General features: G+C 71.1%; 15 protein-coding genes. 7 read left to right on the top strand and 8 right to left on the bottom strand.

From position 1 onward, the window contains the following. Nucleotides 1–41: 41 nt before the first annotated feature. Complete coding sequence (locus tag AB0J66_RS07020) at nucleotides 42–1,394, top strand: FAD-dependent oxidoreductase (protein WP_364656589.1); 1,353 nt, start codon at nucleotides 42–44, stop codon at nucleotides 1,392–1,394. Here AB0J66_RS07020 and AB0J66_RS07015 read toward each other — a convergent pair. Together AB0J66_RS07015 and AB0J66_RS07010 are read right to left on the bottom strand one after the other, a co-directional pair. After that, on the bottom strand, nucleotides 1,391–2,578 hold the full coding sequence (locus tag AB0J66_RS07015; protein WP_364656587.1) for a hypothetical protein: 1,188 nt from the start codon (nucleotides 2,576–2,578) through the stop codon (nucleotides 1,391–1,393). The two genes, AB0J66_RS07020 and AB0J66_RS07015, sit on opposite strands and share 4 nt — an antisense overlap. Before the next feature lie 12 nt (nucleotides 2,579–2,590). Beyond that, entirely contained in the window at nucleotides 2,591–2,980 is a 390-nt protein-coding gene (locus AB0J66_RS07010; protein ID WP_364656585.1) for a helix-turn-helix domain-containing protein, read from the bottom strand. Between the two features lie 112 nt (nucleotides 2,981–3,092). On the opposite strand from AB0J66_RS07010, the gene AB0J66_RS07005 reads away from it, so the two are divergent. The 3 genes from AB0J66_RS07005 to AB0J66_RS06995 all read left to right on the top strand — a co-directional run bounded on the left by AB0J66_RS07005 (nucleotide 3,093) and on the right by AB0J66_RS06995 (nucleotide 5,432). Next, nucleotides 3,093–3,458, top strand: coding sequence for a DoxX family protein (locus AB0J66_RS07005; protein ID WP_364656583.1), 366 nt, complete (start codon nucleotides 3,093–3,095; stop codon nucleotides 3,456–3,458). Nucleotides 3,459–3,471: 13 nt separating this feature from the next. Next, on the top strand, nucleotides 3,472–4,335 hold the full coding sequence (locus tag AB0J66_RS07000; RefSeq protein ID WP_364656581.1) for an LLM class flavin-dependent oxidoreductase: 864 nt from the start codon (nucleotides 3,472–3,474) through the stop codon (nucleotides 4,333–4,335). 320 nt (nucleotides 4,336–4,655) lie between these two features. After that, a complete protein-coding gene (locus AB0J66_RS06995; protein WP_364656579.1) occupies nucleotides 4,656–5,432 on the top strand; it encodes a trypsin-like serine protease in 777 nt (258 codons plus the stop codon). Between the two features lie 48 nt (nucleotides 5,433–5,480). Here the strand turns inward: AB0J66_RS06995 and AB0J66_RS06990 are convergent, their stop codons facing one another. Continuing rightward, complete coding sequence (locus tag AB0J66_RS06990) at nucleotides 5,481–6,020, bottom strand: snapalysin family zinc-dependent metalloprotease (protein ID WP_364656577.1); 540 nt, start codon at nucleotides 6,018–6,020, stop codon at nucleotides 5,481–5,483. A gap of 129 nt (nucleotides 6,021–6,149) precedes the next feature. Here AB0J66_RS06990 and AB0J66_RS06985 point away from each other — a divergent pair, with 129 nt between their 5' ends. Together AB0J66_RS06985 and AB0J66_RS06980 are read left to right on the top strand one after the other, a co-directional pair. Next, nucleotides 6,150–7,118, top strand: a complete 969-nt coding sequence (locus AB0J66_RS06985) for an aldo/keto reductase (protein ID WP_364656575.1) — start codon at nucleotides 6,150–6,152, stop codon at nucleotides 7,116–7,118. Nucleotides 7,119–7,210: 92 nt separating this feature from the next. Beyond that, on the top strand, nucleotides 7,211–7,462 hold the full coding sequence (locus tag AB0J66_RS06980; protein WP_097329175.1) for a type B 50S ribosomal protein L31: 252 nt from the start codon (nucleotides 7,211–7,213) through the stop codon (nucleotides 7,460–7,462). 910 nt (nucleotides 7,463–8,372) lie between these two features. Here the strand turns inward: AB0J66_RS06980 and AB0J66_RS06975 are convergent. The 4 genes from AB0J66_RS06975 to AB0J66_RS06960 form a co-directional block, all read right to left on the bottom strand. Further along, entirely contained in the window at nucleotides 8,373–8,924 is a 552-nt protein-coding gene (locus AB0J66_RS06975; protein ID WP_364656572.1) for a class I SAM-dependent methyltransferase, read from the bottom strand. A gap of 318 nt (nucleotides 8,925–9,242) precedes the next feature. After that, on the bottom strand, nucleotides 9,243–10,370 hold the full coding sequence (locus tag AB0J66_RS06970) for an MFS transporter (protein ID WP_364656571.1): 1,128 nt from the start codon (nucleotides 10,368–10,370) through the stop codon (nucleotides 9,243–9,245). 139 nt (nucleotides 10,371–10,509) lie between these two features. Beyond that, nucleotides 10,510–11,811, bottom strand: a complete 1,302-nt coding sequence (locus AB0J66_RS06965; RefSeq protein ID WP_364656568.1) for an FtsX-like permease family protein — start codon at nucleotides 11,809–11,811, stop codon at nucleotides 10,510–10,512. After that, entirely contained in the window at nucleotides 11,808–12,542 is a 735-nt protein-coding gene (locus AB0J66_RS06960) for an ABC transporter ATP-binding protein (protein ID WP_364656566.1), read from the bottom strand. Before AB0J66_RS06960 ends, AB0J66_RS06965 begins: the two co-directional genes overlap by 4 nt. A 115-nt stretch (nucleotides 12,543–12,657) precedes the next feature. Between AB0J66_RS06960 and AB0J66_RS06955 the strand changes: the two genes are divergently transcribed. Further along, a complete protein-coding gene (locus AB0J66_RS06955; protein ID WP_364656563.1) occupies nucleotides 12,658–13,584 on the top strand; it encodes a TetR/AcrR family transcriptional regulator C-terminal domain-containing protein in 927 nt (308 codons plus the stop codon). On the opposite strand, the gene AB0J66_RS06950 is transcribed toward AB0J66_RS06955, so the two are convergent. After that, nucleotides 13,527–14,126, bottom strand: coding sequence for a DsbA family protein (locus AB0J66_RS06950; protein ID WP_364656560.1), 600 nt, complete (start codon nucleotides 14,124–14,126; stop codon nucleotides 13,527–13,529). The two genes, AB0J66_RS06955 and AB0J66_RS06950, sit on opposite strands and share 58 nt — an antisense overlap. Between the last annotated feature and the right edge of the window lie 64 nt (nucleotides 14,127–14,190).

Raw genomic sequence — 14,190 nt, 5'->3', positions numbered from 1 at the left:
TTAGGTTTGCCTAACGTCGATCTTGCTAAGGAACCGCGACCATGAACCGCCCTCTGCGGGTTGCCGTCATCGGCGCCGGCCCGGCCGGCATCTACGCCGCCGACCACCTCATCAAGGCCGTCGAGAACGTCACCGTCGACATCTTCGACAAGCTCCCGACCCCCTACGGTCTGATCCGGTACGGCGTCGCCCCCGACCACCCGCGGATCAAGGAGATCATCAAGGCTCTCCACCGCGTGATGGACAACGAGCGGATCCGCTTCATCGGCAACGTCGCCTACGGCGTGGACGTCAAGCCGGAGGAGATGACCCGCTTCTACGACGCCACGATCATCGCGACCGGCGCCGAGAAGGACCGCGAGCTCGACATCCCCGGCATCGACCTGCAGGGCAGCTACGGCGCGGCCGACTTCGCGTCCTGGTACAACGGGCACCCGGACGTCTCGCGCGACTGGCCGCTCACCGCGCAGAAGGTCGCCGTCATCGGCGCCGGCAACGTCGCCGTCGACGTCGCCCGGATCCTCGCCAAGACGGCCGACGAGCTGCTCGAGACCGAGATCCCGGACAACGTCTACCAGCACCTCAAGAACAGCCCCGTGACCGACGTGCACGTCTTCTCGCGGCGCGGCCCGGCCCAGGTCAAGTTCACCCCGCAGGAGCTGCGCGAGCTCGACCACTCGCCCAACGTCGACGTCATCGTGCACCCCGAGGGCATCGAGTTCGACGAGGGCAGCCTCGAGATGATGCGCCAGACCCGGCACGTCAAGATGTGCGTCGACATCCTGCAGAACTGGGCTGTGCGCGACCCCCGCGAGGACCGTCCGCGCCGCCTGCACCTGCACTTCCTGCAGGCGCCGGTCGAGGTCCTGGGTGACGGCAAGGTCGAGGGCCTGCGCACCGAGACGCAGGAGCTCACCGGCGACGGCTGGGTCCGCGGCACCGGCGAGTTCACCGACTGGGACGTCCAGGCCGTCTACCGCGCCGTCGGCTACCTCAGCACCGCGCTGCCCGACCTGCCGTTCGACACCAAGACCGGCACCATCCCGCACCAGGCCGGCCGCATCCTCGACCTCGACGGCGAGCACATCCCCGGCATGTACGTCACCGGCTGGATCAAGCGTGGCCCGGTCGGCCTCATCGGCCACACCAAGGGCGACGCCGGCGAGACGGTCACCAGCCTGCTGGCCGACGTCGAGAAGCTGCCCACGGCGCCGAACCGCGAGCACGACGACGTCACCGACTACCTGCGCGGCCGCGGCCTGCCCATCACCACCTGGGAGGGCTGGCAGCGGCTGGACGCCCACGAGGTCACCCTCGGCGAGCCGCACGGCCGCAACCGCATCAAGGTCGTCGCCCGCGACGAGATGACGACCATCTGCAACACCGTCGCCTAGGTCACCGGGCCTTCCCGGTCGACGATCGGGAAGGCCCGCCTGACGGCGGTCAAGAAGACCCCACGACCTTGGCCGTACGCGGTGACGCCCGCCCACAACGCCTCCAGAGCCGCCTGCAGGGGATCCGGGCCGGCGGCGGCCGCGAGCGCCGGAAGAGCCATCGACACCCGGTTCACGGCCCCGTCGAGAACCTCCGGAATCGGATCGGGCGGCTGGAATCCGCTCGGGCGCACCGAGATCGCCGAATACCGGATGGGCGGTGAACCCAGGCGCATCCACAGCGCCATCGGGTCGGCGAACTCCGGAGGCAAGGGCTCGCCGCGCTCCAGCGCCGCCCACGCCGGCGCCATCCAGTCGAGATCGGCGATCCCGGCGTACGCGAACGCCTGCCTGGCCGCCCACACGGCGATCCGCCGCTGCGTGGCCTCGTCCGCCCCGGCCACCCCGTCCATCAGATCCCGGTCGACCCGGGCCAGCCCGAACACGTTGCCGCGGACCCGGCGCAGCCGATCGCCCGGCGCCCGCCCACCCCAGAGCCGCTCCTCCTCGCGCCGCCGGTGCTCCTCGGCGCGGCGCTCCCGCTCCGCGCGCTCGGCCAGCTCGGCCTCGACCTGCTCCCACAACGTCGGCGGGGCCGGCAACCCGGCCGCCCAGCCGTGCCAGTACTCGGCCGACCGGCTGGTCCGCCGCACGATCACCTCGCCCGCCTCCGTGCCGGCCGGCCAGAACGCGAGCAGGTAGCGGTCCGGGCGCTGCTCCATGTACGTGTAGTCGCCGTCCTCGAGCTCGTCCGGGTCGAACCCGCCGTACGGGTCGCTGCCCTGATCCATGCCGGCCGCGCAATAGCGGACCCGGGAGACGTCCGGGGTCAACGGCAGCTCGGCCAGCGAAGCGTCGCCCCACGGCACCAGGTCGACCGTGTCGGCCCGCAGGGCGAACGGCACCTCGACGACCTCCTCCCACCCGGGACCCGCGGGTGGGGGCTCACGGTCGTACAACTCGATCCTGAAGTTGACCCGCCCGTAATGAGTGCCCGTCATCAGGAACAGGTTGCCCGGCACCGCGGCCCCGCAGAGACCGTTGACCTGCCCGGCGAACGCACGGTGCATGTCCGGCAGCTCGCGGCTGATCACGTAGACCTGGCCGTAGTCGATCGGGACCCTGCCCTCGAAGAGAACGCGCATCGACGGATCTTTTCACCGACGGGCGGTCGCGGTGTGCCCCTCGTAGGCGGCCCGGCTGGCCTCGATCTCCGGGACGTGGTCGATGGCCCAGCCGGCCAGGGCCAGCGCCGGCGCGATCAGACTCTTGCCCAGCCCCGTCAGCGCGTACTCCACCCGGGGTGGCACCTCGGCGTGCACGGTGCGTGAGACCAGGCCGTCGCGCTCCAGATGGCGCAGGGTCAGAGTGAGCATCCGCTGCGAGATGCCCGGGACCTGCTGCCGCAGGTCGGTGAAGCGCACGGTGCCCTGATCCAGCGTGGCCACGACCAGCAGCGTCCACTTGTTGCAGATCTGGTCGAGGATCGCGCGCAGCGTCTTGCCGCCGTCGCCGCGGATCATGCACGTGTGCTCGTACTCCGACATGTCACCTCCGTGTGCCTGAGGCACACTCGTGTGCCTTTTGTAAGCCTCTCGATGGTGCCGCATGATGTGGCTACTTCCGGATAGTAACCATCCTGCTCAGAGAGGGCTGCATATGGAAATCGCCTATTGGATCGTGGCCGGGCTGCTCGCGCTGGTCTATCTCTATTCGGGCGGTCTCAAGGCCGTACGCAGCAAGGACCAGCTGCGGCCGATGATGGGCTGGGTCGACAGCTTCCCGTTGCCGGCGATCCGGACGATCGGCGTGCTCGAACTGCTCGGCGCGGTGGGCCTGATCCTGCCGCCGCTGACCGGGATCCTGCCGGGGCTGGCGCTGGCCGCGGCCGTGGGCATGGTGCTGGTCCAGGTGGGCGCGATCGGGCTGCACCTGTCGCGGGGCGAGGCCAAACTGATCGGGTTCAACATCGTGCTTCTGGCCCTGGCCGCCGTGGCGGTCTGGCTCGCGACGGTCTGGGTGTGATCATCTGTCTCCCATGACCAGGATCGGATTCATGTTCGACCGTGACCGGCAGCCCGAAGAGCTGACCGGCTTCGCCGCCGACCTCGAACGGCTCGGCGCCGACGACCTGTGGGTGATCGAGGACCTCGGCTGGACCGGGTCGATCAGCTCGGCCGCGCTCGCCCTGGCGGCCACCTCCCGGCTGCGGGTGGGCATCGGCATCGCGCCGGTCGCGCTGCGCAACCCGGCGCTGCTCGCCATGGAGCTCGGCAATCTGGCCCGGGTGCACGAGGGCCGCCTGGTGGCGGGCGTCGGTCACGGCGTACCGGACTGGATGCGCAAGGTGGGCGCCGACCGGGACCGCAAACTCGCCCTGCTCGAGGAGACCATCGTCGGCGTGCGCGGCCTGCTCGCCGGCGAGACCGTCACCCAGCACGGCCGCGAGGTGACCCTCGACGGCATCGCGCTGGTGCACCCGCCCCGCGTCGTCCCGCCGATCGTCACCGGCGTCGTGAAACCCAAGTCGCTGGAGCTCTCCGGCCGCTCGGCCGACGGCACCATCCTGGCCGAGGGCGCCGGCCCGGCCGAGATCGCGGCCGCCCTCACCCACATCAACCGCGGCCGCGAGACCGGCGACCGCCCGGCCCACGAGCTGATCGTCTTCACCTACCTGCGCACCGACACCTTCGAGGTCACCCGCGACATGGTCGAGGCCCAGGCCGCCTGGCTCGGCGTGGACCCTTCCGAGGTCTTCTCCCTGATCGGCCCGCCCGAGGAGATCCCCGCCAAGATCGAGGCCCTCCACCGGGCCGGCGCCGACACCGTCGTCCTGCGCCCCCTCGGCCCCGACCCCCTCACCCAGGTCCGCACGGCCCTGGAAGCCCTCGCCCAGCAGTAACCCCGACGCCCGGGCGGGCTCCCGCGCTTCGGGGCCCGCCCGTCCCAACCCCGCGCCCCGCTGCGCGCTCTCAACCCCGCGCCCCACCGCGCGCTCTCAACCCCGCGCCCCACCGCGCGCTCTCAACCCCGCGCCCCACCGCGCGCTCCCAACCCTGCGCCCCGCTGCGCGCTCTCAACCCCGGGCCCTCTCCCGCGCCCTCTGGCCCGCGTCGCCCCCGCCTGCCCCGCCCCGGCCTGCCCTGGCCTCTCGGGTGGGTCATCGTCTCGCGGTAGGCCCGAGCTGGTATGTATCGACGTTCATCAATTCAACGCTACGGTGTGTCCTCCATCGAGTTCGAGGAGGACGAAACCATGCGCATCCTCGCCCGTACGCTCGTCGCGGTCTCTGTGGTCGCGGCCGGGCTGCTCGCTCCCGCCACCGCGGGTGCGGCGCCGGCGGCTGAACCCGCGCCGAGCACGAACGTCGTCAACGGACGGCCGGCCAGCGAGAACTACTCGTTCATGGTCTACGTGTCCGGCTGCACCGGATCCCTGATCAAGGCCAACTGGGCCGTGACCGCCAAGCACTGCCCGACGCCCTCTTCGGTGCGGGTCGGCAGCGTCGACCGTGCCAGCGGCGGCACGGTGGTCGCCGTACGGCGGGGTGTCAATCACCCGTCGATCGACGTCAAGCTGCTGGAGCTGGCGACCTCCGTGACGTACGCCCCGGCGCCGATCCCGACGGCCTCGGGCGCGGTCGGCACTGCCACCCGCATCATCGGCTGGGGCCAGACGTGCCCGACCCGGGGATGCGGTTCCACGCCGCGCGTCGCCAACGAGCTGGACACCTCGGTCGTGGCCGATAGTCGATGCGCGGGCATCAACGCCGCGTACGAGATCTGCACCAACAACACGAACGGCAACGCCGGCGCCTGCTACGGCGACTCGGGTGGCCCGCAGGTCCGGGCGGTCAGCGGCCGGTGGAACCTGATCGGGGTGACCAGCCGGGCCGGGAACAGCAGTTCGACCTGCGCTACCGCCCCGTCCATCTACGGCGACCTGCCCTCGATCCGTACCTGGGTCAACACGCAGGTGGGCGGCCTGCCCGCCGCCTGAGCCGGCGAAGGGCCGGCGGTCTCCCGCCGGCCCTTCATCAAGGATTCGTCAACCGGCCCAGGCGTACACCTGGGGTGCCGTGGCCGGGGCCGTGGCCGTGGCGAAGAGCCGGTTGACCGAGGCCCGCTCGCTGCTGTTCGGGTTGGCGTTCGTGCACGAGACCGGGGCGCTGCTGCCGGACATCAGGTCGGCGCAGAGGCCGGTGCGGCGGTCGGGCAGGCCGAGGATGTGGCCGAATTCGTGCGCGGCGATCCGGGCCTGGTAGTAGCCGTCGTTCACCGCCTCGCGGCCCATGTACCAGCGGCCGTTGCCCAGGGAGGTCGAGTAGGTGCGCGGCCAGCCGTTGTCGGCGTACACCCGGATGTTGGGTGTCTGCCCCGCGCTGACCGCGACCAGGCGGACGTTGGTGACCGAGTTGTTCCAGATCTGGGCGCCCTGGTCGACGACGGAGCGGAACTCCTGGGCCTGGCTGGCGTCGTAGTAGAGCACCCTGGGTGCGGCGGCGGCCGGTCCGGCGCTCGTGGCCTGGACTCCGACGGCGGCCAGCGCGGTGGCGCAGAGAGCCGCGGCGATCCTGCGTAGCAGCATGCTTCCTCCTCGGGGGTTACTCCCGAGGCTGCCGCTCTTATCGACCCATATCAATACGTGTCGTCATACCGGTTACGGACTCTGCGGCATGTGATGCCGTTCTCCTACCTCCGCGCTAGGTTCGGGGAGTTGATCTCTTTTCTGGATGTGGGGCTCATGGCGACTCTCGGCACCTCCGGCATCGACGTCTTTCCGCTCTCGCTCGGCGGCAACGTCTTCGGCTGGACCAGCGACCAGGACACCTCGTTCGAGGTGCTCGACCAGTACGTGACCGGCGGTGGCAACTTCGTCGACACCGCCGACGGCTACTCCGCGTGGGTGCCGGGCAACTCCGGCGGCGAGTCCGAAACGATCATCGGGGCGTGGCTGCGCGCCCGCGGCAACCGTGACCAGATCGTCGTGGCGACCAAGGTCAGCCAGCACCCGCAGTTCCGCGGTCTCTCCGCGAGCAACATCGCGGCCGCCGCCGACGCGTCGCTCACCCGCCTGGGCACCGATCACATCGACCTCTACTACGCGCACTACGACGACTCGGCCACGCCGCTGACCGAGACCGCGGCCGCGTTCGACGCGCTGGTCCGGGCGGGCAAGGTCCGCGCCATCGCGGTGTCGAACTACACCGGCGCCCGCATCACCGAGTGGGTCGAGATCGCCCGGCGCGAGGGTTTCGCCGTGCCGGTGGCCGTGCAGCCGCACTACAACTTGGTGGCCCGCGCCAAGTACGAGAAGGACATCGCGCCGGTCGCGGCCGCCTACGACCTGGCCGTCGTGCCCTACTACGGCCTGGCGGCCGGCTTCCTGACCGGCAAATACCGTACGGAGCAGGACCTGTCGAAGTCCCCGCGCGGCGGTGGAGCGGCCGACCTGCTGAGCAACGGCGGCCTTGACGTGGTCGACGCCCTCGACAAGATCGCCCGGGACCGGGACGTGGCCCTCGCGACCGTGGCCCTGGCCTGGCTGCGCGCCCGCCCGCAGGTCGTGGCGCCGATCGCCAGCGCCCGCTCGGCGGACCAGCTCCCGGCCCTGCTCGCCTCGGCGACGCTCGACCTGACCCCCGCCGAGATCGCTGCCCTGGACGCCGCCTCGGCCGAGTTTTAGCAGCTGAGCGGGTGTGATCCAGCAGACCCTGAGCGCGGAATACCAGGCCCCTGGGGCTGGTTGTGGTGGACGTTCCTTTGGAGGAGATAGCCATGAAGAACGGCATTCACCCGGACTACCACCGCGTCGTCTACCGCGACCGCAACGCTGACTTCGCGTTCCTCACCCGTTCGACGGAGACGAGCCGGAACTCCATCGAGTGGACCGACGGCCAGACCTACCCGGTGATCGACGTCCAGATCTCCTCGGCGAGCCACCCGTTCTGGACCGGCCGCACGCGCGTGCTCGACACCGCCGGCCGCATCGAGAAGTTCCGCGCCAAGTACGCCCGCCACGGCAAGTAAGTTCGTCAACGCCCGGCCCCGGCCTCAGGCCGGGGCCGTTGGCGTTCGCGCGTCCGGGCGTTCGCGCGTCCGGGCGTTCGCGCGTCCGGGCGTTCGCGCGTCCGGGCGTTCGCGCGTCCGGGCGTTCGCGCGTCCGAATCCCGCCGTCACCCCATCTCGTGCGGTCACCCACTCCGCGTGGCCGCCTACCCCACGGTGTCACCTCACTGCGCGTGGCCACCCGCTCCGCGTAGCCGCCTACCTCACGGTGTCACCTCACTGCGCGTGGCCACCCGCTCCGCGTGGCCGCCCACCCCGCGCGGTCAGCTCACTGCGCGTGGCCACCCACTCCACGTGGCCACCCACTCCGCGCGGCCGCCCACCCCCGGGGTCACCTCACTCCGCGCGGTCACCCACCGCGCGTGGCCGCCACCCCGCGCCGTCACCCCACCCCGCGCGTTCGCACCCCCGAACTTGAGCGTTTGAGCATCGCAGATGGTCCTACTTGAGCGTTCGCGCGTGCGGCTCTGCGCGGTGGCTTCGTTCGCGACTTTCGGCACCACTCTGCCGGCACCGGTCGCCGCAATGTCCGTGAGAAACGACAACTCTTAGGATCTTGACCGGCGGGTGGCGCCGACGGCTCCTCAGGAGCCCGCTCACGCTGCGTGCAGGCGATCAGTGAAGATGCTCGAAGCAGCCGGCTTATGCTGGCTGGCGTCGGGCGAGGATCAGCGTCGTGTGGATCACGAGCGGCACTTCGTCGCTGAATAGCGTTGCCAACGCCGCCAGCAGGTTGTGGCGCGCCGGTGGGGGCAACATCCGGAACTGCGACCTGGTCTGGGTCAACCCAAGGTAGTCCGTCCTCGGCATGTTCCACCGACGTTGGTAGGGGCGGCTGGCTAGGCTCTCGAACGCGGCGACCGCGGACAGCTCATCGCCCGGCCAACGATGCCACCTGTTCGGCGGTCATCGGTTCGTCGTTGATGATTACCGAGGGAGCATGCGCAGCGAAGATCTCCAGCATGCTCGTTCGCAGGGCGGGTTCGGCGATCCGCTCGGTGTTCCAGAACAGGGCCAGCGTCGCGCCGTCCGCCAGCGCGTCCGCAGCCAGTGACCATCGCGTCTCCGGCGCAGTCCAGTGCCATGCCTCCGCGCTGAACAGCAGCCCGAACCGCTGTGTGGGACGGAACTCCTCGAAGCTGCCGCGTACCACCTGCACTCTCGGAAATGGGGTCATTCGCCGGGCGAGAACCTCGGCCATGGCGTCGTCCGGCTCCAGGGCGACGACTGGTAGACCCTCTCTGGCAAACGCCTCAGTGGCCCGGCCTGTGCCCGCTCCGACATCCAGCGCCCGGAGGCCGCCGATGTTGGGCTGGCTGTAACTCAGCACGTCACGGAACAGGTCGACGGGGTACGCCGGGCGGACACGGTCGTAGTCGTCGGCGACCTCGCCGAAGACCAGAGCAGGGTTCCGGTTCTCCATCAGCGCAGGATATAGACGATTGCCTACAAGGCGTCCCGCGCCGACGGCATACGGGCCTTACATGGCGAGCGAGAGCATCAGGATTTGCCGCAGACAAGGCGTGCCCTGTCTCAGCCAGATCGTCACCGTGCGTGAACGATGGGGTTGTCCGATGACGCCTGAGCGGGTCTCGCTCGGGGCGGGTCCCGAACTCGCGAACATCGGGATAGGTGAGATCTCGGTGGTGCCGAAACTCAGCGACATCTGGCGTCCAAACTCGCGAACAAAACCAGCGCGGTCAGGTTGTCGGGCGATGGGCTGAACTTTCGTGCTGCTGGCTCAAAGGGTGGCGCGGCGGCGGACCAGCAGGGGCAGGATGGCCACCACGAGGGCCAGGGTGGCGTAGCCCCAGGCCAGGGTGGCGAGAGTCGCGACGGCGGCGACGAGGAGGGGGCCGCCGGCGTCGCCGAGTTCTCGGCCCAGCTCGGCTGAGCCCATGGTCTGGCCGAGGCGCTCGGGTGGGGTGCTCGCGGCGAGGGCGGCGAAGCCCAGAGGGGTGATCAGGCCGGTGCCGGCGCCGGTGAGGACGGCGGCCAGGAGCACACCGGGCAGGCCGGGGAGGGCGGCTGCGGCCAGGCCGGCGGCGGTGAGCAGCAGGCCTACGGTGAGGCCGGCGCGGGTGGGCAGGCGGCCGTTGTCGAGGGCGCGGCCGGCCCACGGCTGGATGAAAGCGGCGCAGATGGCCAGGACCGAGACGGCGGCGCCGGTGGCGATCGGGCCCAGGCCGGCGGCGCGGCCGGAGACGGGCAGGAAGCCGACGCCGACCGACAGCGCGGCGGTCGCGGCGGCCAGGGCGCCGGTCGGGATGAGGAAGGCGGGGTCGGCCAGCCGGCGGGCCAGGTCGACGACGGTCTGCCGGGTTTTGGGCAGCGGCGGGACGGCGGGGACCGCCGAGGCCGCCCACAGCGCGACGGCGGCGCCCAGCACGGCCAGCACGACGAAGACCAGACGGAGGCCGCCGGCCCAGACGAGCACCCCGCCGAGCAGCGGGCCGAGGGTGTAGCCGATGGACTTGTAGAAGCCGTACGAGCCGAACGCCCGCCCGTGCTTGGCGGCCGGGTTGAGCCGGGCCACCAGGGCCGAGGCGGCGGGGGAGAAGGCCGAGGCGGCCGCGCCCTGCCCGAGCCGGGCCGCCCACAACCAGCCGGGGCTGTCCGCGACGACGTAGACCAGTGACGCGGCGGCGAACGCGATCAGACCGCCCAGCAGCACCGGTTTCGCGCCGACCCGGTCGGCCAGGCTGCCGAAGACCGGCTTCAGCAGCACCTCGGCCCCGTCGTACAGGGCGAGAAGCCCACCGAGCACCAGTAGTGAGGTGACGGCGTCATCCGAGAACCCACCCAGATTCGCGGCGATCGCGTGGGCCCCGAAGGCGGTGGTGAACCCCGCCGCGTAGAGCGGCCACATGACGCCTCCCAAGGCGAACGACAGCGGCGACGGACAAGGGCGGACGATGACCAACTTACGCAGTGATCTGGCAAGACGTTGAGCAGTCATGCCCGGTAGCGAGACAACCGCTACCGGGCATGGACGGGCGGGCCGGGTTTCAGGCTCGGACGGCGGCGGTGGCCGGCCCTCGCAGGGCGCGTCGCGTGGTCTGCACGGTCGCGGCCGCCGTCAGCAGCACGGCCAGGGCGACGATGACTCCGTACTGCCAAGGTTCGGCGTCGGGCCAGAGGCGGTCGGCCCGGGCCGAGCCGAACGGCACGATGGTGAACAACGCGGCCAGCGAGCCGCCCAGCACGCCGGTGACGGTGACCAGCACGACCTCGAGCGAGACCATCGCCAGGACCTGCCCGCGAGTGGCGCCGGCCAGGCGGTGCTGGGCGAACTCGCGGCGGCGGCACGTGGTGGCCGCGATGAGCGTGTTCACCAGCATGACGGCCACGAAGAGAGCGATCATGCCGACCACGACGTAGTTCAGCGTCTGGATGTCCTGGGCGTAGGCGGGCTGGATCTGCCCCTCGGCCGCCCGGTCCTCGATGCCCTGCATGTAGACGGTGCCGGTGGCGATGCCGGTGAAGATCAGCACCGGCATCACGGCGCCGGCCAGCTGCCGGGCCCGCGAGTGCACGCCGGTGACCGCCAGCTCCCCGGCCACGCCGCCGAAACTGCGTACCGGCGGACCGATCACCGCCGTGACCAGCCGTAGCAGCTCGGGCGACAGCAGAGCCAGGCCGATCGCGGCCCAGATGCCGGCCTGACCGGCCGTCTGCATCGCGTCGACGCCCTTGCCGTCCATCACGGTGGCCGTCAGCACCGAACAGTTCGCCCCGGCCAGCAGGAACACCACCGCGGCGATCCGGCGCAGCCGCGGCCTTTCCGGTTTCGCCCCGGCGTTGCCGGCCGTCCGGCGAGCGGTCGCGAACGCCGCCAGCACCGCGCCGGCCACGGTGACGCCGAAGCCCGTGCCGAGGGCGATCGGCCCGAAGGCCGCCTCGGTCGACGAGGGGACCTGCCCGGTGTTCTGCAGCAGGCCGACCAGCACCCGCCCGAGCGCGAAACCGGCCGGCACGGCCGCCGCCGAGGCGATCAGCGCGACCGCCGCCGCCTCCCCGACGATCATCCGGCGGAGCTGGGGACCGGTCGCTCCGGCCGAGCGCAGCAGCCCGACCTGGTCGGCGCGCTGCCGCACCGAGAGGCTCAGCGTCGAGGTGACCGCGAAGGCCACGATGACCAGGCACCAGCCGCCGCCGATGGTGGCCGTCGAGGTCAGCGATTCGCTGTCACCGGTGTCCAGAAGGGACGCGAAGGCCATGAGCAGGGCGGCGCCGAGGAACGCCGACACGAAGGTGGCCACGAAGCCGCCCGGCCGGTGCTTCAGATTCCGCAGCGCGATGGCGATCATGCCGCGGCCCGCACGGTGTTGTCGCCCAGGTGGGCGAGGCGCTCGGCCACCGCGTCGGCGCTGGGCCGCTGCATCGTGCCGGCCAGCCGGCCGTCGGCCAGGAACATCACGGAGTCGGCGTGGGCGGCCGCCACCGGGTCGTGGGTGACCATCACGACCGTACGGCCGAACTCGTGCACCGCCGCCCGCAGCAGGCCGAGCACCTCCCGGGCGCTGCGCATGTCGAGGGCGCCGGTCGGCTCGTCGGCGAAGACGACCGCCGGCTCGGTGACCAGGGCCCGGGCCACGGCGACCCGTTGGCGCTGACCGCCGGAGAGCCGCTCCGGCAGCTCGTGGGCCCGGTCGCCGAGCCCGAGGCGGCCGAGGACGAACGGCAGCGAGGACGGCTTGCGCTTGCCGGCCAGCCGCAACGGCAGCAGCACGTTCTGCTCGACGGTGAGCGACGGCAGCAGGTTGTAGTCCTGGAACACGAAGCCGACCCGGCTGCGCCGGAACTTCGTCCGGGCGGTGTCCTTGGTGGCCGTCAGCTCGGTGCCGCCGATGAAGACCCGGCCGGCGGTCGGCTTGTCGAGGCCGGCCGCGCACTGCAGCAGCGTGCTCTTGCCGGAGCCGGACGGCCCCATGACCGCGACGAACGTGCCGGTGGCGAAGCTCGCCGACACGCCGTCGAGGGCGGTCACCCCGTTGTCGTACGTCTTGTACAGCGATTCCACACGGACCGCGTCATTCATGATGGTGCCCCTCCCGTGATCGGATGAATACACCGTACGGGCGCACTAGTTGGCTAGTCGGTAGTGCTATCCCCACCATTTGGCGTGGGGCTGGGTCTCGTGGTGCACTAGTGCAGTGGAACCCCTGTACCAGCGAATCGCCGCCGAGATCACCGCCCGGATCAAGGACGGCACGCTGCCGCCCGGGGCCGCCGTGCCGTCGACCCGGCAGATCATGGCCACGTACGGCGTCGCGATGGCCACCGCCACGCGGATCATCGCCTACCTGCGCGACACCGGTCTGGTCGAGACGCGGCCCGGCCTGGGCACGATCGTGACCGGCGGCGCTCCGCCACCGGACCGGGACCGGGTCGTCGAGGCCGCTGTGGCCATCGGCGACGCCGAAGGGCTGGCCGCCGTCTCCATGCGCCGCCTCGCCGGCGACCTCGGCCTGCCGACGATGGCGCTCTACCGCTACGTCGAGGACAAGGAGGATCTGGTCCTGCTCATGATGGACCGGGTGATGGCCGCCTATCCGCCGCCGCCGGGCCTGGACCCCGGCGCCGACGACTGGCGTACGTGCCTGGAGGCGCTCGCCCGTCTGCAGTGGACGATGTACCGGGACCATCCCTGGCTGGCCCAGGCGGTGTCGTTCACCCGGCCCCCGCTCGCCCCGCACGGCATGGCCCACACCGAGTGGTCGATGCGGGCCCTCGAACGGTGCGGCCTCGACTCGAGCACCCAGTTCACGGCCTCGGTGATGCTCGCCAACTACGTCCGCGGCACGGCCGTCAACCTCGAGGAGGAAGCCCAGGCCGAGCAGGAGACCGGTCTGACCGACGAGCAGTGGATGGCGAACCAGCAGGACCGTTTCGCCGCCGTCCTGGGCACGGGCAAGCTGCCGCTGATGGCCCGCTTCATCGCCTCCGGCGACCAGAGCTTCACCCTGGACGTCCTCCTGGAGTACGGCCTCCAGCGTCTCCTCGACGGCCTGGAGGCCGTCGTTCAGTCAAAGGACAAGCCGCCGGTACGGGTTCGCTTGAGCTCGAAGAAGCCCGGGTAGTCGGCGAGCGCCCGCGCCCCGTCGAAGATGCGGGCCGCTTCCTCACCGCGCGGGATTTGATTGAGCACGGGCCCGAAGAACGCGACGCCGTCGATGTGGATGGTGGGCGTGCCGACGTCGTCGCCGACCGGGTCCATGCCCTCGTGGTGGCTCTTGCGCAGCGCTTCGTCGTACTGCTCGCTGGTGGCCGCCCCGGCCAGCGACGCCGGCAGCCCCACCTCGCGCAGCGCCTCGGGCACCACGACGTCGGGGTCCTTGTTGCCCTGGTTGTGGATCCGCGTGCCGAGAGCCGTGTAGAGGCCGGCCAGCACGCCGTCGCCGTGCTCCACCCAGGCCGCGGTGACGACCCGGGCCGTGCCCAGCGACCGGTTGACCAATTGGCGGTACGACTCCGGCAGCTCACGGTTCTCGTTGAGCACGTACAGGCTCATCGGCTTCCAGTGGACGTCGAGCTCGCGCAGCGGCGTCACCTCGTGGATCCACCGCGACGTGATCCAGGCGAACGGGCAGGCGGCGTCGAAGTAGAAGTCGACCCGGGTCATAGGAGCTCCTTGAGATGAGGGTTCGGCCCCCAGGCTAGATCCGTTCGGGCCCGGCCGGAGGGCC

The organism is Actinoplanes sp. NPDC049598 (genome assembly GCF_040675435.1).
GTDB lineage: Bacteria > Actinomycetota > Actinomycetes > Mycobacteriales > Micromonosporaceae > Actinoplanes.
Note: the sequence above shows the minus strand (reverse complement) of the source record. Positions and strands in the feature narration are given on the sequence as shown.

Excerpts from the sequence above, each read along its gene's own strand:
- AB0J66_RS07020 (WP_364656589.1), top strand. The coding sequence starts at position 42 with ATGAACCGCCCTCTGCGGGTTGCCGTCATCGGCGCCGGCCCGGCCGGC.
- AB0J66_RS07015 (WP_364656587.1), bottom strand. The coding sequence starts at position 2,578 with ATGCGCGTTCTCTTCGAGGGCAGGGTCCCGATCGACTACGGCCAGGTC.
- AB0J66_RS07010 (WP_364656585.1), bottom strand. The coding sequence starts at position 2,980 with ATGTCGGAGTACGAGCACACGTGCATGATCCGCGGCGACGGCGGCAAG.
- AB0J66_RS07005 (WP_364656583.1), top strand. The coding sequence starts at position 3,093 with ATGGAAATCGCCTATTGGATCGTGGCCGGGCTGCTCGCGCTGGTCTAT.
- AB0J66_RS07000 (WP_364656581.1), top strand. The coding sequence starts at position 3,472 with ATGACCAGGATCGGATTCATGTTCGACCGTGACCGGCAGCCCGAAGAG.
- AB0J66_RS06990 (WP_364656577.1), bottom strand. The coding sequence starts at position 6,020 with ATGCTGCTACGCAGGATCGCCGCGGCTCTCTGCGCCACCGCGCTGGCC.
- AB0J66_RS06980 (WP_097329175.1), top strand. The coding sequence starts at position 7,211 with ATGAAGAACGGCATTCACCCGGACTACCACCGCGTCGTCTACCGCGAC.
- AB0J66_RS06975 (WP_364656572.1), bottom strand. The coding sequence starts at position 8,924 with ATGGAGAACCGGAACCCTGCTCTGGTCTTCGGCGAGGTCGCCGACGAC.
- AB0J66_RS06970 (WP_364656571.1), bottom strand. The coding sequence starts at position 10,370 with ATGTGGCCGCTCTACGCGGCGGGGTTCACCACCGCCTTCGGGGCCCAC.
- AB0J66_RS06965 (WP_364656568.1), bottom strand. The coding sequence starts at position 11,811 with ATGATCGCCATCGCGCTGCGGAATCTGAAGCACCGGCCGGGCGGCTTC.
- AB0J66_RS06960 (WP_364656566.1), bottom strand. The coding sequence starts at position 12,542 with ATGAATGACGCGGTCCGTGTGGAATCGCTGTACAAGACGTACGACAAC.
- AB0J66_RS06950 (WP_364656560.1), bottom strand. The coding sequence starts at position 14,126 with ATGACCCGGGTCGACTTCTACTTCGACGCCGCCTGCCCGTTCGCCTGG.